The sequence below is a fragment of the Spirosoma humi genome (genome assembly GCF_054776575.1).
Genome location: NZ_BAAHBR010000017.1, coordinates 17,643 through 37,762, shown reverse-complemented (window position 1 = coordinate 37,762; position 20,120 = coordinate 17,643). Strand labels below are relative to the sequence as shown.

Sequence of the window (20,120 nt, the reverse complement as noted above, 5' to 3'; positions counted from 1 at the left end):
CAGGCAGTTTTCACAACGAACAGACACCATATACCCACACGATGAATAGTCAGGGCTATAGATTCGAACTTCCAGACGACAACCCAATTATCATTAAGGTTGTCGGCGTGGGCGGCATGGGCGGCAATGCCGTCAAGCACATGCACAAATTAAAAATGCAGGATGTGAGTTTCGCCGTCTGCAATACTGACCGGCAAGCCCTTATGAGTAATCCTGTTCCAACCAAGTTGCAGTTGGGCGATGGATTGGGGGCCGGTACCGAAGCCAAAGCCGGTGAAGATGCGGCTCGTGCCAGTATCGATGAAATTCGGAATTTGCTGGCTCCTCCAACCAAAATGGTCTTCATTACGGCGGGGATGGGCGGTGGTACAGGTACGGGCGCAGCACCTGTAGTCGCTGAGGTTGCGCGAGAAATGGGCCTACTGACCGTAGCGGTAGTAACGGCCCCGTACTGGTACGAAGGAACGGACAAGAAAGAACAGGCCCGCGAGGGTATCGAAAAGCTTAAGAATAGCTGCGACACCGTACTGGTTGTCTTAAACGATAAGCTAGCTGAGTTATACAGCGAATTAACCTGGACAGAAGCCTACGCGCATGCTGATGACGTGCTGGCAAATGCGGTGAAAAGTATCGCGGAGATCATCACAACACAGGGTGATATCAACGCTGACTTTGCCGACGTTAAGAAAGTGCTCGAACAGGCTGGGCAATCCGTAATGGGATCGGCCGAGATCGGGGGTGAAGACCGCGCGCTACGGGCTATCGAAGCGGCCTTGAATTCGCCCTTGCTCAATGACCATGATATCCGGGGAGCCAAACGGATCCTGCTTACCATCTCATCGAGTAAGGAGCATGCTATGCGTTTGAAAGAACAGATGGCGATTTCGGAGCACGTGGCTAAAAAGATTCAGAGCGAAGCCAAAATGTTCAAGTTCGGCGCCATTACGGACGACAACCTTGGCGAAAATCTGCGCGTAACTATCATTGCAGCGGGATTCGACGGTACAACGACCCTGATGGATCAGTTGAAGGATACAACCTTACCAGAAGTTCCTGCTGAACCAGACGCCATACTTTCGGATGTGCCGGAAGATAGCCTGGATCAGGAGGACACGAAAGAAGAGCTGGTACTCGTCGACAGTGATGGCGAAGAGATTGACCCTGCTCTTCCGGGACTAAGTGTCAAGTCGGACGACAAGCAAACCCCAACCAGCTACAATGGGACAACGATCATTCGCCCCGAAACGCCCGGCATTATTCGCCCCTACCAGGATGAAGCCGATGTGCTGCTGCTCGACGATGAAGAGCGGCCTAGCGATGCCGATCTGATCAGGCGCACAGTAGAGGCCTTCACGAAGGGACAGTATTTAGCCGCCGACCTCGATCGGCCTACCTTCGAGCGGAACAAAACAATGCTTTACTCCCTACCGATGCTGTCTGAACAGGAGTTCGTTCGTTCGAAACTAAATGATTGATCGAACGCGTAAATGCGTTCCGGTAGTGGGCAGGGATTTGTGTAAATCCCTGCCTTTTATTTTGCTCTTATGGAATCAACGTTTGGGGATGTCAAAGACACATTGATAGCAATGGCCCAGCCGGAGCGGGCTATTCTTCTAACCCGCTTTTTCAAAACCGGGCCGGGTCAGTATGGCGAAGGCGATCAGTTTTTGGGACTTTCCATGCCACAGCAGCATGCGGTTGTCCGGCAGTATGCCAGCCTATCCCTATTGGATGTAGAAAAACTGGTGCAGGATCCACTCCACGAATGCAGAATGGTCGGATTACTCATCTGGGTGAAGCAATTCGGTAAAGCAACGTCCATTCGACAGGAAATTATTCGGGAACGCTATCTGGCTAACCGTCGCTACATTAACAATTGGGATCTTGTCGATGTTACGTGTACCCATATTCTCGGTAAACACGCCCTAACAAACGATCGGTCAACTCTTTACGAACTGGCGGGCGAGGCTAATTTATGGAGTCAGCGCCTGGCAATCGTCTCAACCCTGGCGCTGATTCGGGTTGGGCAGTTCAGCGACACGTTTGCCATTGCCGAACAACTATTGCCTCACAAACACGACCTTATCCACAAAGCTGTTGGCTGGATGCTTAGGGAAGTGGGCAAACGCAATGCTGACGCGCTGGAGGAATTCTTACATGACAACGTCAGCCGGATGCCCCGGACGGCCCTTCGCTATGCTATCGAGCGATTTGAGCCCGCGAAACGAGCTTACTACCTGGCATTATAACTTTTGAGGTTTGTCGTTAGCTGACACGTTAGCCAACGACAAACCTCAAACGTTGCTTCTTTCAACACGCTTATCGTGTCATCTTAGGCATCTTGCCAGACGCCTGCATGGTGTTCATTTTCTTCATCATCTTCCGCATCTCATCGAATTGCTTCAGCAGGTTATTCACCTGCGTGATGTTCGTGCCACTACCAGCAGCAATGCGTTTCTTGCGGCTTCCATCAATGATATCCGGACGACTACGTTCTTTGGGCGTCATCGAGCTAATGATGGCTTCGATAGGCTTGAACGAGTCATTATCAATATCCAGGTCTTTTATCATCTTGCCCATACCCGGAATCATACCGAGCAGGTCTTTGACGTTACCCATCTTTTTAATCTGCTGCAACTGCGACAGGAAATCGTCGAAATCGAACTGATTCTTACGCATTTTGGCGTTAATGCGCTTGGCTTCGTCTTCGTCAAATGCCTGTTGCGCCCGCTCTACCAGCGAAATAACATCGCCCATGCCCAAGATCCGGCTAGCCATCCGATCAGGATAGAACACATCGAGGGCTTCCATTTTTTCGCCTGTGCTAATGAACTTGATGGGCTTATTAACGACCGTCTTGATAGACAGGGCCGCTCCACCCCGTGCGTCGCCGTCGAGTTTGGTTAAAACAACGCCGTCGAAATTGAGCCGCTCGTTAAATGTTTTAGCGGTATTGACGGCGTCCTGTCCGGTCATGGAATCCACAACGAACAGCGTCTCGGAAGGAGAAATGGCCCGTTTAAGCGCTTCAATCTCCTGCATCATGGCTTCATCGACGGCCAAACGCCCAGCAGTATCTACAATAACGATTTTCTTACCGGCCTTTCGCGCCAACGCAATACCGTTTTGAGCAATCTGAACGGCATTCTTGTTTTCTGGTTCCGCATATACGTCTACGCCGACCTGCTCACCCAGTACTTTCAACTGGTCGATAGCGGCTGGACGGTAGATGTCGGCAGCAATCAGTTGCACACCCCGACCCTGCTTTTTCAGATACGAAGCCAGCTTACCCGAGAAGGTTGTTTTACCAGAGCCCTGTAAGCCCGCAATCAGGATGATCGCCGGATCACCTTTGGTATTGATTCCCTGTGCTTCGCCCCCCATCAGCTCGGTCAGTTCTTCCTGCACGATTTTGACGAACAACTGGCCGGGTTCAACCGATATAAGCACCTTCCGATCGAGTGCTTTTTCACGAATACGATCCGTGATTTCCTTCGCCACTTTGTAGTTAACGTCGGCATCCGTCAGCGCACGACGTACTTCTTTGATCGTCGCGGCAACGTTGATTTCGGTAATACGGCCCTGCCCCTTTAAGGTTTTTATGGCCTTATTTAATTTATCCTGAAGGTTTTCAAACATAGTCTATCACAAACAATGACACAAAGATAACAGTTTCTGCCGGGCGTTTTTGCAGAGACATACTACTAAGATAAGCTTATACGTTATTCTCGCATGATCGCTATTCACCCATCGGCAAAGAATTGCGAAAAAATCCCCACCCGCCTTCGGATCAATAAGAACTTTCTTTCCTGGCAGTATAATGATCGGCAAAATCAGGAACCAGGCAAAAAAAAGTTGGCACTGTGTTTGTAGCTGCCAACAGTAGGGCAATTATTTTTCAATTACTTAATACAAATATATGAGGTAATAATACTATTACATATATTTGTGATGAAGGCATATCGTTTTGCAGTCGTCACTGATGTACATCATTAGGGATTATAAAACCAATTTCTTTATGAGAGTCAATTTAAGAAAAACTGCAACGGGTTATTTGGCCATTGCCTCGCTACTAACCTGCCCGCTTATCTTATCAGAAATCAGCGCGATGCCAGTGCGAGATGCCTTTACAACCATATCGCCCTTAACGACAGCCCCCCTTATAGATACCCAAACACGACCGGTCAATTACGATAAAACACCCGTTTTAGTCAGAAACTCGTCGGCTAAGCCCGAATCGGCAGTAGCAACGGCTGTCGCAAAGGAGAAAAAAGCAGAAGATAAAAAGACTATTGGCCGGTGCTGGAAACGGCTTATGAATATGGCGCGGGAAATACGGCACGCGCATACGAACACTAGCAAGTAATATTTTCTACCCTCACCTACGCGAATGCCCGGTGGTCGACTCAGACTGCCGGGTATTTGTGTTTTAAGCTGGGCCTACTAAAAATGCTTAATATACAGTGTCCAGAGTTAACGGTCCCATAACATAGACACGCCTAATTTTGCGATATCCAAGACGTGTTTTGGCATTAAGAAGGACTGAGCATCGTGTCGTCTTTGTGTCATGATTCAAACTATCGAGCATTTATGTTTGTGTCTTGGGTCGATAGAAATACCCTAATTTTTGGTTTGTAGTCTGTAAAGGATATCACGGCGAATGACCTTACCCCTTAACAGACAATGAACCGCAAACCAATTATCTTTTTAAACTTGACAAAAATGCGTCTTTTGATTTTTCTCCTGCTTGGCAGTTTACTATCAACGACTACGTTCGCTCAAAAAGATACCCCAATGACTGTTGCTACCTATAACCTTCGCTACAACAACAAAGGCGATGGTGTGAACGCCTGGCCGAACCGGAAAGAGAATGTGAAAGCGCTCATCCAGTTTCATGAATTCGATCTGTTCGGCACCCAGGAAGCCCTGCGCGACCAGTTAAACGATGTGGCTGAATTAACCGAATTTGCCTTTCTGGGCGCGGGACGCGATGATGGCAAGGAAGCGGGCGAGCACTCGGCGATTTTCTACAAGAAAGACCGATTTAAACCCCTGGCGTCCGGCAATTTCTGGCTCAGCGAAACCCCCAACAAACCCGGCAAGGGCTGGGACGCCACTTGCTGCAACCGCATTTGCTCGTGGGCAAAATTCAACGACCTGAAAACGAAGAAAGACTTCTATTTCTTCAGCGTCCACTTCGACCACCAGGGCGTAGAGGCCCGGCGGCAATCGGGTAAACTGATGGTCCAGAAAATCAAGGAGATTGCGAAAAACACCCCCGTTATCCTCGTTGGTGACTTGAACTCGACGCCCGACACGGAGCAGGTGAAAACCATTAAGACGCTGCTGAGCGACGCGCACGATGTAACAAAAATGCCGCCCTACGGCCCGGAAGGAACGTTTAATAGTTTCAAGTTCGATGCACCGATGAATGATCGTATCGATTACATCTTTACCAGCAAACAGTTCGATGTGCTGAAATACGGTGTCCTGACCGACGCCAAAGAGCAACGTTATCCGTCGGACCACCAACCGGTCATGGTGAAGGTGATCCTGAAGTAATGGCTTTAAAACCAGAATAGCAGAACAGCATAACCGTCAGGTTAAGTCGTTCTGCTATTCTGGTTTTAGAGACTACCGGGAGGACGACGACGAAACTTTAGCCGCGGCTTTCTCCACTTCTTTTTTCACTGCTGCCCGCTGATCGTCGCGAACCGTTGGATATTTGATCCCTAACTGCTCCAAGTACGTTTTGTACTTACTTGGATCGTAGTAGAACTTCTCCAGCTTGGGCTTAAACTCGGTCATAATCTTCTTATTCAGGTAGATAGCCGGTTGCTCTTTCGACGTAATCAACGATTCATACTTGATGTCTTTAGTCTGTTCGTCTTTGTAATACGCCCAGGCATCTTTGATGATCTCCGGTTTTAGCAGCATATCCAGCAAGGTCATGGCCTCAGCCTTGGCACCCGCCACAATACCTTTGTGCGCAATGGGCGTCGCCATCGAAATGGCGTTGGCCCAGTGGTGACCGGGCAGTCCCGGAATGTTGCTGGGATAGCGCAGAACAATGGTTGGCAATGACCACGAAATATCGGCAATATCGTCCGAGCCGCCCCCCATTGGCGTCATCGCCTGTCCACCCATCATCACTACAGGAGCCGTAGACGTTGGCATACCCATCGAATCCAGCTTGACGGCCAGCCCCTCGACCTTGGGGGCCTGTAATTCCAGTTGAGAAGCCCGCGCTAACAGTTGATCGTCATCGGTCCAGGTTGGCAGCCCAACTTTCTTGATGTTGTCATACATAACCGAGGCAATCGGGCGGTTGGTGTGCACCGGCCAGGCCGACCCCAGTATCTCGTAGGTAAACTTGGTATCGGTCATCATGGCGGCTCCCTCGGCCATCTTCACGCCTGTTTCGAAAAGCTTCTTGATCTTCGGGTAAGTCCGTTCGCGAAAGTAGTACCAGACGGCGGCTTTGGAAGGGACTACGTTGGGCTGATCGCCCCCGTCAGAGATAACGTAATGCGAACGCTGGGTCAATTCGAGGTGTTCGCGCCGGAAGTTCCAGCCGATGTTCATTAACTCGACCGCATCCAGCGCCGACCGACCACGCCAGGGGGCACCCGCTGCGTGAGCCGCCTGCCCTTCGAAGTTAAACCGCACCGAAACCAAGCCATTGTAGCCATTGTCGCCCCAGGAAACGCCGAGGTTATTTCCAACGTGCGTAAAAATACAGGCATCTACATCCTTGAAATAGCCATCCCGAATGTAAAACGCTTTGGTGCCAACGAGTTCTTCCGCAACACCCGGCCAAAGCATGAGTGTACCGGGGATTTTTTCCCGTTCCATCAATTTTTTCACGGCCAGCACCGCCACAATATTGAGCGCCTGCCCGGAGTTGTGCCCTTCACCGTGGCCCGGCGCACCCTCTACAATCGGGTCTTTGTAAGCCACACCGGGTTTCTGGCTGGCTTTGGGGATACAGTCGATATCGGAGCCAACAGCAATCAGCGGTTTCCCCGATCCCCAGGTAGCAATCCAGGCCGTCGGGATTCCGGCGACGCCTTTCTTCACCGTAAAGCCTTCTTTTTCGAGGAGTGTAGTCAGGTATTTAAACGACTCTTCCTCCTGAAAGCCCAGTTCAGCAAAGCTAAACAGCATATCGTTGATTTGCTGCGCCTGCTCCTTGTTGGCCTCAACAGCCGCTACCGCTTCGGCCTTGAGTTTTTCTATTTTGTCTCCGCCCTTAGCTCCCTTCTTTGACTGACCGAAGAGCACAGCCGGCACCAGAAGAAAAGCCAATAATAGATTCGTACACTTTTTCATGAGTAATGCCAAATTTTGTTTAGGTCGTTTCCTTACGAACCAATAAATGTACCGAAAAACAGATTATAAGGCGTATCTATTTTTTCAAAAATTGATTTAAAGTGGAAAGGTAAAAGCGGAAGCGAACCTTCTCTCTTTCTTTTTAAGAATGACAGAATGGAGTAAACAGCAAGCGTTAAACCGGCTTTATGTTATTCGCGAAACCCGCATGCAAATCAGGCGTAGACTTGTTTCTTTTCATTTTCTCCCTTGCCCCGGTTTCACTACTTTTGCAAAGAACAGGCTGCCCTGTCAAGTTTTCGTATCGTTTTCAATCGTTTATAATCAAGTCAAATGGAAAAAATTAAAGTGGCGAATCCGGTTGTCGAACTGGATGGCGACGAAATGACCCGTATCATCTGGAAATTCATTAAAGACAAGTTGATTCTGCCCTACGTTGACGTTGACATTAAATACTATGACCTGGGTATCGAGTATCGCGATGAAACCAACGACCAGGTAACGATTGATGCAGCCAACGCTATCAAAGAATTCGGTGTCGGTATCAAATGTGCCACCATCACCCCCGACGAGGACCGCGTTAAAGAGTTCAATCTGAAGCAGATGTGGAAGTCGCCGAACGGCACGATCCGCAACATTCTGGATGGTACCGTTTTCCGGGAGCCTATCGTCATGAACAACGTTCCCCGTCTGGTCACCAACTGGAAAGCCCCCATCATTGTCGGCCGCCACGCCTTTGGTGACCAATACCGCGCAACCGATTTTCTGGTACCAGGCAAAGGTAAGCTGACCATGAAATTCGAAGGCGAGGACGGAACAGTACTGGAGTACGACGTATTCAACTTCCCCGGCGCCGGTGTCGCGATGGGTATGTATAACCTCGATGAGTCGATTCGTGGTTTTGCCAAAGCCTGTTTCAACATGGCGCTGCAAAAAGGCTGGCCGCTGTACCTGTCGACCAAAAACACGATCCTGAAAAAATACGACGGTCGTTTCAAGGATATCTTCCAGGAAATTTACGACGCTGAGTTCAAAGCAAAAGGCGTTCATTACGAACACCGTTTGATCGACGACATGGTTGCGTCGGCTCTGAAATGGGAAGGCAACTTTGTATGGGCTTGTAAAAACTACGATGGCGACGTTCAGTCGGATACCGTAGCCCAAGGATTCGGTTCGCTGGGTCTGATGACGTCGGTACTGGTTACGCCCGACGGCAAAACGATGGAAGCCGAAGCGGCTCACGGTACGGTTACGCGCCACTATCGCGAGTATCAGAAAGGCAACAAAACGTCGACGAACCCCATTGCCTCGATCTACGCCTGGACGCGTGGTCTGGCTTTCCGCGGCCAATTGGATGGCAACCAGGAACTTATCGATTTCGCTAACGCCCTAGAAGCCGTATGCGTAGAAACCGTTGAAAGCGGCAAAATGACGAAAGATCTGGCTCTGTCGGCTTACCCATCGGGTACGAAGTTAATCGCTGGTGAGCATTACCTGAACACCGAAGACTTCCTCGAAGCACTCGACGAAAATCTGAAAGTGAAATTAGCTTAATCCGAACCGCCCGCCCACCGGGCGGCTCAGACAATGCCGCTCATAGTAGAGCGGCATTTTTTTTATCTTTATAGCTCAAACCCCTGATCGCTTTATGAAGTACCTGCTCACAATCGCCGTTCTTTCGTTGCTTACGATCGCGGCTTATGCTCATACGCCAACCAGCGAACCACCCGTCAAAAAAATGAAAAGCAGCTCCGTTCAGCACATTGTGCTTTTTAAGTTCAAGCCTGAAACAACGGCCGAAAAAGTGAAAGAAATTGTGGCCGCTTTTGAAGCGCTGCCCTCGCAGATCAGTCAGATCAAGGGCTTTAAGTGGGGCACGAACAACAGCCCCGAAAATCTGAACAAAGGGTTGACACACGCGTTCATCCTGACCTTTGACAATGAAAAAGATCGGGATGCTTACCTACCTCACCCGGCGCATAAAGCATTTGGTGGCATCGTTGGCCCCTGGCTGGCCGAAGTTACCGTCGTCGATTTCACCGACCAGGCCAAGTAAGTGGTGTACTCCTTGTACCAGACAGCATCTTGCTGTCTGAGTGAATCTGCGAGTTAGTTTAGCGCAAGGCTACTCAGACAGCAAGATGCTGTCTGGTACAAATAAAAAGCGGTGATAAGGCTCAAAACCTTATTACCGCTTTTTGTCTATAAAATACGCTGGCTGCCGTTTTGGGAGCGGCAGGTAAATGGTATCAGTCACTCTTTAAGGAGCCGTTAGCTGGCCGTATGTACTGGGAAAGAAGGTCACCGAGCGACGGAACGGCCCTTGATGAATACGCAGCCGGAATAAGTTGTCGAAGTCGCCCGATTCTATTTTAGCCATTGAGGGTTTCGCACCTAGCCCGCGGGCAATTTCAAGGATCGTATTGCTATGCCCCACCACCAATACGGTTTTATGGCGTATTTGCTTAACTCGATTCACAATGGCTTCGATTGGCTTGGCCGGATAGTCTGTCACCGGAACGCCGATGCGCGTAGCCAATGCCTGAGCCGTCTGGCGGGTTCGGTAGTAGGGCGTCGAGAAAATCGAGTCGATTCCGCGGTTGCCCAGCGTTTTGGCAAGCGCAGTTGCCCGCTCATATCCCGCCGGAGTGAGGTCGGTTGTATCGGTTTCGTTTAGCTTCTCAGCATGGCGAACAATATATACGGTCGTTGTAGAACAGGCTGTCGACACGACGATCAGAAAAATAAGCAACGTAAAGAAGCGCATAGGTGTACGGACTTACGGAATAAAAGGTCAACACTCAGACTACAAGTATACAAAAAAAGCCCCCGGCATTCACCGAGGGCTTTCGTTACGGATTAAGTCAATGACTGTGCATACAGGTCATTATAACTCGCGAACCCAGATATTGCGAAAACCAACTGGATTGCCGTGATCCTGCAACAGGATTGGGCCAGCGCCGTGCGGCTGCACTTTCGGATAACCAATGTATTCGGTAGTACCCCGAATGGCTGCGTGGTTTTGCACCAGAATACCATTCAGCAACACCGTTACGTAGGCGTAATCGAGCATCATACCGGCTTTGTTGAACCGTGGCGCCTGATAAATGACATCGTATGATTGCCACTCGCCAGGTTTACGGCTTGGGTTGACCAACGGAATCGCCTGTTTGTAGATCGAACCAACCATCCCGTCCACATAGGTAGGGTTATTGTAGTTGTCGAGTACCTGCAGTTCATAACGGCCCTGCAAAAAGACACCGCTATTGCCCCGGCCCTGGCTGTTTCCCTCTACCTTCTCGGGCGTTTTGAACTCGATATGGAGCTGAAAATCATTAAACTCTTTCTTCGAGCGGGCCGAGAACCCTTTGGTCGAATACATCACCCCATCGGTTACGGGCCATTTCAATGGTCCCTCGTTGGTTTTCTCCCAGTTGGCGGGCGAGTAGCCTTTAATGGCAACCCATTGGTCCGTGTTTTTACCATCAAAAAGCACAATGGCATCAGACGGGGCCGTCGTGCCACTTGTGCTGGCCGAAAAATTACCGGGTGTCACAACGGGTGGTACCGGCTCCCAAATTTCGGTAGATTGTGGCGTTTGTTTGGATGGCTCAAGCTGGGCTAACGCCTGATTCATAAAGGCAAGGCTAAGGCAAACAGCCAGCGATACGCTTAGGTTTTTCATGAAAAAATTTCGGGTTAAAGAATTCCGACTATTAAACGCTCAAAGATAGGTTAAATGTCAATTTGCGGTCTTTTACATGGAAAAAATGTAATTTTCACTCCTCAAAACTTTACTATTTACTTCATGATAACCCCCTTTAGAACGACCCGTTTTTTCTGGTCGATGGGCGTAGGCTGGGCAGTTGGTATCGGGTTGGCCATGGCTCAACCGGCACCAACGCCTGGTATTACCATCCCGCTCAACGACTTAAGTGCGTTTACCTCCCCCACCGACAACTGGCGCATCGTTGGCAACGTTCGGGCTGACCTGAACAAAGCCAACACCATGACAACCGAAAAAGGCTCCGGCATTTTAGTCAACGTTCCGCTGGCAAAAATGCCCGTTGATGCCAAAAACCCCTACAAGTACGATCTGGTCACCACACTTCAGCACGGCGATATCGATCTGGAATTCGATTACATGATGGCGTCGAAAGCCAATTCAGGCGTATACCTGCAGGGCCGTTACGAAATTCAGTTGCGCGATAGCTGGGATATCCGCACGCCAAACGTGCACGACAACGGAGCCGTTTACGAACGCTGGGACGATAAACGTCCCGAAGGCCAGAAAGGCTACGAAGGCCACGCGGCCCGTCAGAACGCCAGCCGTGCACCGGGCTTGTGGCAGCACATGAAAATCTCGTTCCAGGCGCCACGCTTCAGTGCAAACGGGCCCGTCGGGGTACCGCAGAAGGCCGAGAATGGACGCGTGATCCGGATTGAGTTGAATGGGGTTCCCATCCAGGAAGATGTTGAACTGACCGGTCCTACCCGTGGCTCGGCGTTCAGCGATGAGAAACCCACGGGTCCACTCCGTTTTCAGGGTGATCACGGCGCGGTAGCGTTTCGGAATATCCGCTACATTGCTTACGACAAACCCCGCCCCGAACTGCTGAATCTGAAGTACGCGGTCTACAAAGGCAAATACGAAAAAGAACCCGATTACGACAAAACAGCACCCGAATCGGAAGGAGCGACGAAGGTACTTTCGGCTTCGGTCAGCCGAATCCCAAACGAGTTTTTGATTCGGTACTCGGGTACGTTGCGCGTTGCCGAGCCTGGTGAGTATCGCTTCAACCTCGGGGTACCAGGGGGCGGAGGTATGCTCAAGATCAACAACCAGTCGGTGGTTAGACCAGGGGGCTGGAATGGCAGCGGCAAAGTAACCCTACCCAAAGGCGATCTGCCCTTCGAACTCTTCTACGCCAAATTTGTGGATTGGGCACAGCCCGCCCTCGGCCTGACCGTAGCCGGACCCGGTGTGCGTGAGTTTGTTATCAGCGAAGGTGCGGGTAGCAATGGCGAAGAGGTCGACCCAATTATGATCGACGCCCCCAATAATACGGTTCTCCGCAGCTTTATGGACATGCCCGGCGTGGATTCGCCGGGTGAGAAGAATACCGCATCGGCGGACCGCCAGGGACGTACACTCCGCGTGGTTCATGCCATCTCAGTGGGCAGCCCCGAGCAGGTGCATTATACGTACGACCTGGACAAAGGCGCTCTGCTCCAGGTTTGGCGGGGTTCGTTTCTGGACGCTACACCCATGTGGCACGATCGGGGTGACGGTTCGTCACGGCCGATGGGTATGGTTCAGCGGTTAGGCGCGCCAGTACTGTTCCTGAGCAAACTGGCGTCGCCACAGGCCAGCTGGGCTACCGATACGACCGGTTCCAGCTACCGTCCCAAAGGCTACGTGCTGGACGAGAATGACCTGCCTACATTTCGTTACCAGAGCTTTGGCTCATCGATCAACGATAAAATCCGGGTGCTGCCCGAGGGCAAGGGCGTTCAGCGCGAAGTGACCATCACCAACCCCGCTGGCGACCTATACGCCCGGCTCATTAGCGGCTCAAGCATTACGCCCGTAGAAGGCGGCCTGTACCTGGTCGATGGACAGGAATATGTTCGGGTAGACGATGCCTCTGGCGCAAAGCCAGCCATTCGGGATGCCAACGGCCGCCAAGAGCTGATCGTTCCGGTAAAAGGAAAAGTGACCTACTCAATCTTGTTCTAAAAGAGAATGAAAAAGATACTAACCACGCTTCTAACAGCCGCCACACTGACGGCTGCTTTGGCTCAGGAATCGCCGAAGGAGGAAGATTTTTTCAAGATTCTGAAAGTATCAGCTCCCGAAGGTACGCTGCTGGAAGTGGGCGGCATGACGGTGCTGCCCGACGGTAATCTAGGGGTAGCGACTCGCCGGGGCGATGTCTGGATTGTCGAGAATCCAACCAGCCGCAAGCCCTTCTTCCGAAAGTTTGCCTCCGGTCTGCACGAGATTCTGGGACTTACCTACAGAGACGGTGCCCTTTACTGCGCGCAGCGTGGCGAGCTCACCAAGATGGTCGATTCCGACAAAAACGGGAAAGCCGATATCTTCGAAACCGTTTATGCCTGGCCATTATCGGGTCACTACCACGAGTATAGTTTCGGCCCGAAAATTGCGCCCGACGGCCAGTTCTTTGTAACGGGCAACGTGGCCTTCGGCGACGAAGAGTGGTGGCGGGGCGAAAGCCGCGTCCCCTGGCGGGGGTGGACGATGAAGATCAGCGAAAACGGGACGATGCAGCCCTGGGCAACCGGTATGCGCTCTCCCTGTGGGCTGGGTATTTACGAAGGTGAACTGTTCTATACCGACAACCAGGGCGAATGGATGGGCTCCGGGGGCGTTTTCCACGTCAAGAAAGGTTCCTTTACGGGTCACCCGGCGGGTTTACGCTGGACGGGGCTGGCCAACTCACCCGTTAAATTCACGACCGAACAGTTTGTGGCCAAGATCGACGAACGCCGTCGGCGGGACGAAAACGGCCGGGCCATTAAACCCGAAAACGTCGTTAACGAGACCCCTACCCTGCTCTACGGCCTGAAAGAGATGTTTCCCAATGTGGATGTGCAAACGCCCGCCGTTTGGTTGCCCCACGGTATTCTGGGTATCTCGAACTCCGAAATCGTGGAAATTCCTCAGGGTGCCTTTGGTCCTTTTTCGGGGCAACTGCTGGTTGGCGACCAGGGGATGAGCAAAATCTCGCGGGTCTTTATGGAAAAAGTAAACGGGGAATACCAGGGTGGTGCTATTGAATTTCGCAATGGATTTCGATCGGGGGTACTACGGATGGCCTTTGCGAAAGATGGCTCATTGTTTGTTGGCGAAACCAACCGGGGCTGGGGATCGGCTGGCGAAGCCAACGAAGGCTTGCAACGCGTAGCCTGGAATGGCGCTATCCCCTTCGAAATGCGAACGGTAAAAGCCATGCCCGATGGCTTCGAAGTCGAATTTACAAAGCCCGTCGATCGGAAATCGGCCGAGGATTTAGCCTCGTACCGGGTCGAAAGCTTCCTGTACAAATACCACGCCGTATACGGTAGCCCGACGATCAACAAAGAAGCGTTACCTCTGAAAGGGGTGAAAGTGTCGGCCGATGGCCTGAAAGCCCGAATCATTGTCGGTGATTTGCGTAAATACTATATCCACCAGTTAACGCTGGACGGCGTTCGGGGTGCCGAAGGTTCTTATTCGCTGGTTCATCCAATTGCCTACTACACGCTCAACAACATCCCTGAAGGTGAAAAACTAGCCATTGGTGACGTAAGCACGCGGAATTCGGCAGCTACTCCAGCCACACCAGCCGCGGCTGAAACGGGCAAAAAAGCCACTCCTACCAAAGCCGGAGCCAAACCTGTTACGGGTGCGAAACCCAAGTTGGTGGAAGGTCAGGCTGTTACGATGGCCAAAGCGCCAACCTACGATGAAGTAAAAGGACTACTCACTCGCCACACCTGTTCGGCCTGCCATCAGGCTAACAAACGGCAGGTGGGCCCGGCTTTCGCCGATGTGGCGAAACGCAAATACACCAACGATCAGATTTTGAACCTGATTTATAATCCAAAGCCAACCAACTGGCCCGACTATTCTACCGAAATGCCACCTATGCCACAGGTTCCCAAAGCGGATGCGCTGAAGATAGCGGCCTGGATCAACTCCCTGGCAACCTCGAGCGGTAGTGCGTCGGCATCAGAACCCAAGCCGTAAGGAGTTATCATTTTAGGATAATAAAGACGACAGAACAGTACAAAACGCGCATAGGAGCTCTTATGCGCGTTTTGTATTAACGTTAGGGAAGGTGAAGCCAGTTCGTACCGGTAAACTACCATTTTGATGTAATTTCCCTCCGACAAGCATTAATTTATTTGTTCAGTGGGTTTCACTTCAAACGAAAAATTAGCTGTAGCTACATGCTTATGCGTATCATAAACATGTATAAATAAGCGGTAAGCGCCTGGCTTTTGAGGAAGCCTGAAAAGAACACGCGATGAATTGGCCCCTGCCAGTAAGTGCTGCATATTGGAAGAGGGAGGAGTAGCCACCTTAAAGATTTTCGGATCAAAGCGAGGCCTAATTTCCCAATAGTAAGTCAGCGAATCGCCATCTGGGTCAATAACTTGTATATCAGCCTGGTGAGGATTCGGCGTAGGAGCAAACGATCCATGTGAGATCACCTGTTTATCCACACGCAACGACTGTATTACGGGAGCTTGATTTGCTGGTCGTTGGGCTGACCATAGTTCCTTCATCAAACCTACTATCGGCGTTTCATGTCCATCCTCATCAAATACACTAAACCAGGTGTGTGATTCTTCAACCTTGCTGCCCCAGTAAAAAAGGTACCCTCCAAAGCAGTTAAGCGGACGAGACCCAATGTATTTGGTGTAGTACTGTCGAACATACGCTGCTTTCTGCTGGCTGTTAGGTTCATCGGGGGCATCCCAGGGAGCTACAGGGGTCTCCCAGTAAGCCTGGGCACCGTATTCTGAGATAATATACGGTTTTGGCCAGCCATCTTTGCCGAAGAATGTACTCATTTCATCCTTCATGGCGTAATTATTAATTGACAAAATATCTACGTCTGGACAACGATCACTAATCAATTGTATGGCTCTTTCGGTAGGCGCCATTATGGCGGTACTTACGGGGTGGCTGGGGTCAAGTTCGTGAACCAGCTTAGCCAGACGGTTTACTTCATCATAAACATTAATATTATCGGCTCCCCAGGTCACTTCGTTTCCTATACACCAAAAAAGTAGCGCTGGATGATTTCGATATTTGATGATCGTTTTACGAATGCGCTCATGCTGCTGTTCAATAGCCTTACGATCATAGTAATCAAAGCCCTCACTCTGCCGCTCAACCCACAAACCAAACATTACGGTTAGCCCCAACTGTTGGGCTTCATCTAAAATTTGCTCCGCGTCAATATCATCCCAAATACGAACAGAGTTTCCACCACAGTCTTTTAGTTGCTCAAAATGGCTAACACCACCTGCACCTTTGATGAAATAGGGTTTACCATAGCGCAGCAATTCATAAGAAGTACCGTTGAAATGAACGGCGGTAGGAAGTGTCGCCTTATCCGCTACTGTTGGTCGACTTTGTTTGGCTGGCTGGCATCCAGTGAGCAATCCAGATAACAGTACAGTAAGAAACCAGGTTGACCGTAAAAAATGGCATGAACAACTGGACATTGGCATTTCTAAATCAGAAAAGAGTATAAAGTATCTCTACACAACAACGTGCTATAGACTAGACAGATACAACTAAAATTGAGTTTGTAATTTCCCCTCGCTGAAGACTTCTATCTGGAGGATTGCATGTTCATCGTTTGGATTATGTCCGCTCGTAAATGTGACTGGTCAGCGAACATAATACCTCGAATCTCGGGATAACGTTCTTGTATTATATTGATAGCTTCCGTTTCCCAATGCTGGGCTTCTTCTCCCCCTGCTTCTGAACCTAAAGATGTGATCAGAATTGGCTTTTGGCGAATACTATAAGATTCATGCATACGCACAGTTTTATACGGAACCTGAAAATGAGCGGCAAAAGAATGACGCTTGTGATCGGAAGAAACAAGTGGATTATCGATAACGGAAAAGCCGAGCCAATCAACGTACTCATCCCCCGGATAATGGGTAGCTAACGTATAGGGAATGGAGGGACACCAAACCCAGGCTACATTGTCGGCCTGCTGTGCCCTGCAGAAATGCACTATATACTGCCAGGCTCGGCGACATAGAATTAATGATTCTTCTTGCCCAACACCCCACGGCTTGTTCAGGTTGTCGAACTCCGGCATAAAACTGGCCATTACAGGTCGTCCGTAGCCTTTAACATCCTGGGAAAAACGATTCAGAACGGTATCAAGTTCGCCTTTGAGAATGCTACGAAGAAAGGATTTAACATTCACATCCCCTGTGGCCTGGGCAGTTCCAGGTTCAATATAAAGTAAGGGTATCTGGCTGGTTTTATCCGACCAGTGTGTTTCACGAATTACTGAGTGAGCATTCGTTGGCCAAGTCAGATGGTAAGGAACTATGGGAACGGATGAAGCGATCGTACTTGGCTGGGGCGCTGGTCCTGAAGTCAAGCCAAAATAAAAGGATTGTGTATTTGCATAGCGCAGGTCTTGACGATAAGAAGCCATTTTTTTGTAGTGCGAAAAAAATAGTATCCCTACCGTCAGTACCAGGACTCCACCAAATACTAGTATGGTTGACGAACGCAACCGATAATAAAAACCGTAAAGGGAACTCCAGAAAGTAACACGTATCGTCCGAAAAAACAGTGGATGATTGAGCGCTAGTCGACTCAGCAAATTGCGTAACCAGAGCACTACCTTTTCCTGGCCGATAAGTACATTTAAACTTAAAATCAGCGCGTTTAACAGGCCAAAGCCAATCATTAGGTGGGCATACACGTTGTGCACAGTAAACCGCCCATACCAATAAACACTAAAGCCAATAGCACCAAGCGTCAATAGACACATTAGTATGTTAGGCAACACAAGGAGGAAATTATTTTGAGGACGGTCGTCTTTGGGCGTAGGTATGTAAGGCACTTTTACGCGAAAAATTGTGTAAAGCAGCCCTAACACATACACCCACCAAGTACCACTTGCCAAAATACCACCGATAAGATGAAAGCCTATCTCATGACGCTCAATTAGCCATCGTTGCGCGTATTGACGAATTAAAAAACTTGTCAGTAACAGAGGTATATAAACGCTACCAAATAACAATAAGTCCAATTGCAAGGGAAGTCGCATCAACACAAGCGACGCAATAGGAATGAGCAGATCAATAAGTTGGATACAACCCACCAGGTAATAGAGCGGTAAAGTACCATAGTGAAATCGTTGACGCAGGGTAAAGCGGCTGAATAATTTAGGATAGGTTATAAACAGAAGTTCAAACGTGCCACGTGACCATTTAAGTTGCTGCTTATAATAAGCGGAGAGCGTAGCCGGTACTAATCCATAAGAAAGAGGCAACGGCACGTAGGCAGACTTCCAGCCCTTAGCATGTAGTTGCATAGCAGTATGCATATCCTCCGAAAGCCCATCAGCATGCCCACCTATAGAGTCAAGGGCCGCCCGTCTGAACATACAGTTAGCGCCAATGGCCTGAGCCGTGCCATAGTTTCCCATACAAGTCATCATGGGACCGTAGAAGCTATACGTTTGCTCGGCGGCCCCATACGCGACAATGCTTTCGTTACGGTTATAATAGCCCTGAGCACACTGCACAAATCCTATGTCTGGATCTTCGAAATAAGGCAAAACATGATCGATAAAGTCAGGTACTGGTATATGGTCAGGATCAATGACCAGGCAAATTTCGCCGGTAGCCTCACGGAGGGCATTATTAATATTACCTGCTTTTGCCTTACTTTTTTCTACTCGGGTTACGTGCCGAACCCCCAGATCAACGCACACCTGCTTTAAAGAAGGGTCATCCGCTTCATCACAAAGATAGGTCGTATGTGGATAAGGCAACCTCTGAATCGCCTTCAACGTATTGATAACCATTCCCTTAGGCTCTCCAGGGCAGTAAGTTGTCAACACATCAATTGTCCAAGTTCTGGTTAATGGTGGAGGTGTCGATGGAATCACTTTCCAGTAATGATACCACTCGTGCAGAAGTCGAAGTAACTTAAAGGCAACGGAGACTGTAAGCAGGCCAAATAGCCAGGAATACTCCTGATTTTCGGGTCGAAAGTAAACGGCTAAAAACACAGCCATAAATAGTAATCCGGCTATAATCAATAATTGAACCGGCCGATTATCCCCTGGTTTAGACGAAAAGTTATAAAGCTTATTTGGTGAACAATCAGTATAGGTAGGCCATTTCATTCGTATGTATGAGTTTAGTATTTACTAGCTATTAACATCTATCTCTCACTGAAGACTGACTCTCTTATTGGCATCTCTCATTTACGCACATCCTCGACACTCAGCGTCAGTATATACATGTATACTTTATCAATAAGTCAACGTGTATCCTTATTTTCTATATAGATTAATAAACAGCGCGGATTAGCTGGTTTTTGAGGCTTGTAGAAGGCTCATGCGTTTCAAATGGTTTAATGATCCAGTGTATTAGTTACTTACAGCATGGCTTTCAAACGCTTAGCGAAAATGGCGCTGCTTAAGCCAAGTATGGCACCTGTAGCGCCCCAAATAACATCCCACCAATCAAAGCGTCGTTGTGGTAAGAACAATTGCCCTGTCTCGGCAAGAAGAACAACGGTCACCAAACCTAACCAGGAAGCAGCCCAGTAATACCAGGAGTAATTCATTTTCTGTAGCCAGCTGCCTATAATAAGTCCCAATATGACAAAGGGGACACCCGTTCGTAGCGTTTCATTTTCGTTAGCATCTGTCCATGTTGCCAACCAGTCTGGGATAAACCACATCAGACCTAACTGAGGTTTAGGTAACCAACTCAAGTATAAAGTAAACGCAACGCCAGCAGCGACCAACAGGCTAACAAAATTTGTACGCATGTATCAATATATAAATGAATACAAGTTGGTTAAAACTAATCAACTATTCGATCTTAAAACAGAAATTCATGCATAACTTTTCTTACGTATAGCTTTAACAACAATGTCTTCTCTACTGAAAATCATAACCCGTGTCCTATTCATTTAAGCTAATTTTTCTGACCTCAGCAGAAGTGAATTAGTGTCTGGATTGATTAAATACTGTAATTATATCTCGGTAAAT

Annotated in this window: 15 protein-coding genes; 8 read left to right on the top strand and 7 right to left on the bottom strand. The window is 49.4% G+C overall.

Annotation, left to right across the window (positions count from 1 at the left end; genetic code table 11):
• Window positions 1-41 precede the first annotated feature (41 nt).
• The gene (gene ftsZ / locus ACYU8Y_RS22380; RefSeq protein ID WP_460940360.1) at window positions 42-1,475 is read left to right on the top strand and encodes a cell division protein FtsZ; all 1,434 of its coding nucleotides are present in this window, start codon (window positions 42-44) and stop codon (window positions 1,473-1,475) included.
• Window positions 1,476-1,544: 69 nt separating this feature from the next.
• The gene (locus tag ACYU8Y_RS22375; RefSeq protein ID WP_460940359.1) at window positions 1,545-2,249 is read left to right on the top strand and encodes a DNA alkylation repair protein; all 705 of its coding nucleotides are present in this window, start codon (window positions 1,545-1,547) and stop codon (window positions 2,247-2,249) included.
• Between the two features lie 70 nt (window positions 2,250-2,319).
• On the opposite strand, the gene ffh is transcribed toward ACYU8Y_RS22375, so the two are convergent.
• The gene (gene ffh, locus ACYU8Y_RS22370; RefSeq protein ID WP_460940358.1) at window positions 2,320-3,639 is read right to left on the bottom strand and encodes a signal recognition particle protein; all 1,320 of its coding nucleotides are present in this window, start codon (window positions 3,637-3,639) and stop codon (window positions 2,320-2,322) included.
• Window positions 3,640-4,018: 379 nt separating this feature from the next.
• On the opposite strand from ffh, the gene ACYU8Y_RS22365 reads away from it, so the two are divergent.
• Window positions 4,019-4,366, top strand: a complete 348-nt coding sequence (locus ACYU8Y_RS22365) for a hypothetical protein (protein ID WP_460940357.1) — start codon at window positions 4,019-4,021, stop codon at window positions 4,364-4,366.
• Window positions 4,367-4,722: 356 nt separating this feature from the next.
• Window positions 4,723-5,562: an endonuclease/exonuclease/phosphatase family protein gene (locus tag ACYU8Y_RS22360; RefSeq protein ID WP_460940356.1), complete on the top strand. Its 840-nt coding sequence runs from the start codon at window positions 4,723-4,725 to the stop codon at window positions 5,560-5,562.
• A 72-nt stretch (window positions 5,563-5,634) separates the two neighbouring features.
• Here ACYU8Y_RS22360 and ACYU8Y_RS22355 read toward each other — a convergent pair whose 3' ends face one another.
• Window positions 5,635-7,332 carry an amidohydrolase gene (locus ACYU8Y_RS22355; RefSeq protein WP_460940355.1) on the bottom strand — a complete coding sequence of 566 codons (1,698 nt, stop codon included), beginning with the start codon at window positions 7,330-7,332 and terminating at the stop codon, window positions 5,635-5,637.
• A gap of 333 nt (window positions 7,333-7,665) precedes the next feature.
• Between ACYU8Y_RS22355 and ACYU8Y_RS22350 the strand changes: the two genes are divergently transcribed.
• Both ACYU8Y_RS22350 and ACYU8Y_RS22345 read left to right on the top strand, forming a co-directional pair.
• Window positions 7,666-8,886, top strand: a complete 1,221-nt coding sequence (locus ACYU8Y_RS22350; RefSeq protein ID WP_460940354.1) for an NADP-dependent isocitrate dehydrogenase — start codon at window positions 7,666-7,668, stop codon at window positions 8,884-8,886.
• A gap of 94 nt (window positions 8,887-8,980) precedes the next feature.
• A complete protein-coding gene (locus ACYU8Y_RS22345; protein ID WP_460940353.1) occupies window positions 8,981-9,388 on the top strand; it encodes a Dabb family protein in 408 nt (135 codons plus the stop codon).
• Between the two features lie 204 nt (window positions 9,389-9,592).
• Here the strand turns inward: ACYU8Y_RS22345 and ACYU8Y_RS22340 are convergent, their stop codons facing one another.
• Together ACYU8Y_RS22340 and ACYU8Y_RS22335 are read right to left on the bottom strand one after the other, a co-directional pair.
• Complete coding sequence (locus tag ACYU8Y_RS22340) at window positions 9,593-10,099, bottom strand: SixA phosphatase family protein (RefSeq protein WP_460940352.1); 507 nt, start codon at window positions 10,097-10,099, stop codon at window positions 9,593-9,595.
• A gap of 120 nt (window positions 10,100-10,219) precedes the next feature.
• Complete coding sequence (locus ACYU8Y_RS22335; RefSeq protein WP_460940351.1) at window positions 10,220-11,017, bottom strand: 3-keto-disaccharide hydrolase; 798 nt, start codon at window positions 11,015-11,017, stop codon at window positions 10,220-10,222.
• Between the two features lie 123 nt (window positions 11,018-11,140).
• On the opposite strand from ACYU8Y_RS22335, the gene ACYU8Y_RS22330 reads away from it, so the two are divergent.
• Window positions 11,141-13,072 carry a family 16 glycoside hydrolase gene (locus tag ACYU8Y_RS22330; RefSeq protein ID WP_460940350.1) on the top strand — a complete coding sequence of 644 codons (1,932 nt, stop codon included), beginning with the start codon at window positions 11,141-11,143 and terminating at the stop codon, window positions 13,070-13,072.
• A 6-nt stretch (window positions 13,073-13,078) separates the two neighbouring features.
• On the top strand, window positions 13,079-15,088 hold the full coding sequence (locus ACYU8Y_RS22325) for a c-type cytochrome (RefSeq protein ID WP_460940349.1): 2,010 nt from the start codon (window positions 13,079-13,081) through the stop codon (window positions 15,086-15,088).
• Window positions 15,089-15,237: 149 nt separating this feature from the next.
• On the opposite strand, the gene ACYU8Y_RS22320 is transcribed toward ACYU8Y_RS22325, so the two are convergent.
• The 3 genes from ACYU8Y_RS22320 to ACYU8Y_RS22310 form a co-directional block, all read right to left on the bottom strand.
• Entirely contained in the window at window positions 15,238-16,515 is a 1,278-nt protein-coding gene (locus tag ACYU8Y_RS22320) for a glycoside hydrolase family 2 TIM barrel-domain containing protein (protein ID WP_460940348.1), read from the bottom strand.
• 173 nt (window positions 16,516-16,688) lie between these two features.
• Entirely contained in the window at window positions 16,689-19,244 is a 2,556-nt protein-coding gene (locus ACYU8Y_RS22315; RefSeq protein WP_460940347.1) for a glycosyltransferase, read from the bottom strand.
• A 254-nt stretch (window positions 19,245-19,498) separates the two neighbouring features.
• Window positions 19,499-19,897 (bottom strand): VanZ family protein, encoded by a 399-nt coding sequence (locus tag ACYU8Y_RS22310; RefSeq protein WP_460940346.1) that lies wholly within the window; start codon window positions 19,895-19,897, stop codon window positions 19,499-19,501.
• Window positions 19,898-20,120 lie beyond the last annotated feature (223 nt).

Coding starts and splice junctions, on each gene's coding strand:
- ftsZ (WP_460940360.1), top strand. CDS start 42: ATGAATAGTCAGGGCTATAGATTCGAACTTCCAGACGACAACCCAATT.
- ACYU8Y_RS22375 (WP_460940359.1), top strand. CDS start 1,545: ATGGAATCAACGTTTGGGGATGTCAAAGACACATTGATAGCAATGGCC.
- ffh (WP_460940358.1), bottom strand. CDS start 3,639: ATGTTTGAAAACCTTCAGGATAAATTAAATAAGGCCATAAAAACCTTA.
- ACYU8Y_RS22365 (WP_460940357.1), top strand. CDS start 4,019: ATGAGAGTCAATTTAAGAAAAACTGCAACGGGTTATTTGGCCATTGCC.
- ACYU8Y_RS22360 (WP_460940356.1), top strand. CDS start 4,723: ATGCGTCTTTTGATTTTTCTCCTGCTTGGCAGTTTACTATCAACGACT.
- ACYU8Y_RS22355 (WP_460940355.1), bottom strand. CDS start 7,332: ATGAAAAAGTGTACGAATCTATTATTGGCTTTTCTTCTGGTGCCGGCT.
- ACYU8Y_RS22350 (WP_460940354.1), top strand. CDS start 7,666: ATGGAAAAAATTAAAGTGGCGAATCCGGTTGTCGAACTGGATGGCGAC.
- ACYU8Y_RS22345 (WP_460940353.1), top strand. CDS start 8,981: ATGAAGTACCTGCTCACAATCGCCGTTCTTTCGTTGCTTACGATCGCG.
- ACYU8Y_RS22340 (WP_460940352.1), bottom strand. CDS start 10,099: ATGCGCTTCTTTACGTTGCTTATTTTTCTGATCGTCGTGTCGACAGCC.
- ACYU8Y_RS22335 (WP_460940351.1), bottom strand. CDS start 11,017: ATGAAAAACCTAAGCGTATCGCTGGCTGTTTGCCTTAGCCTTGCCTTT.
- ACYU8Y_RS22330 (WP_460940350.1), top strand. CDS start 11,141: ATGATAACCCCCTTTAGAACGACCCGTTTTTTCTGGTCGATGGGCGTA.
- ACYU8Y_RS22325 (WP_460940349.1), top strand. CDS start 13,079: ATGAAAAAGATACTAACCACGCTTCTAACAGCCGCCACACTGACGGCT.
- ACYU8Y_RS22315 (WP_460940347.1), bottom strand. CDS start 19,244: ATGAAATGGCCTACCTATACTGATTGTTCACCAAATAAGCTTTATAAC.
- ACYU8Y_RS22310 (WP_460940346.1), bottom strand. CDS start 19,897: ATGCGTACAAATTTTGTTAGCCTGTTGGTCGCTGCTGGCGTTGCGTTT.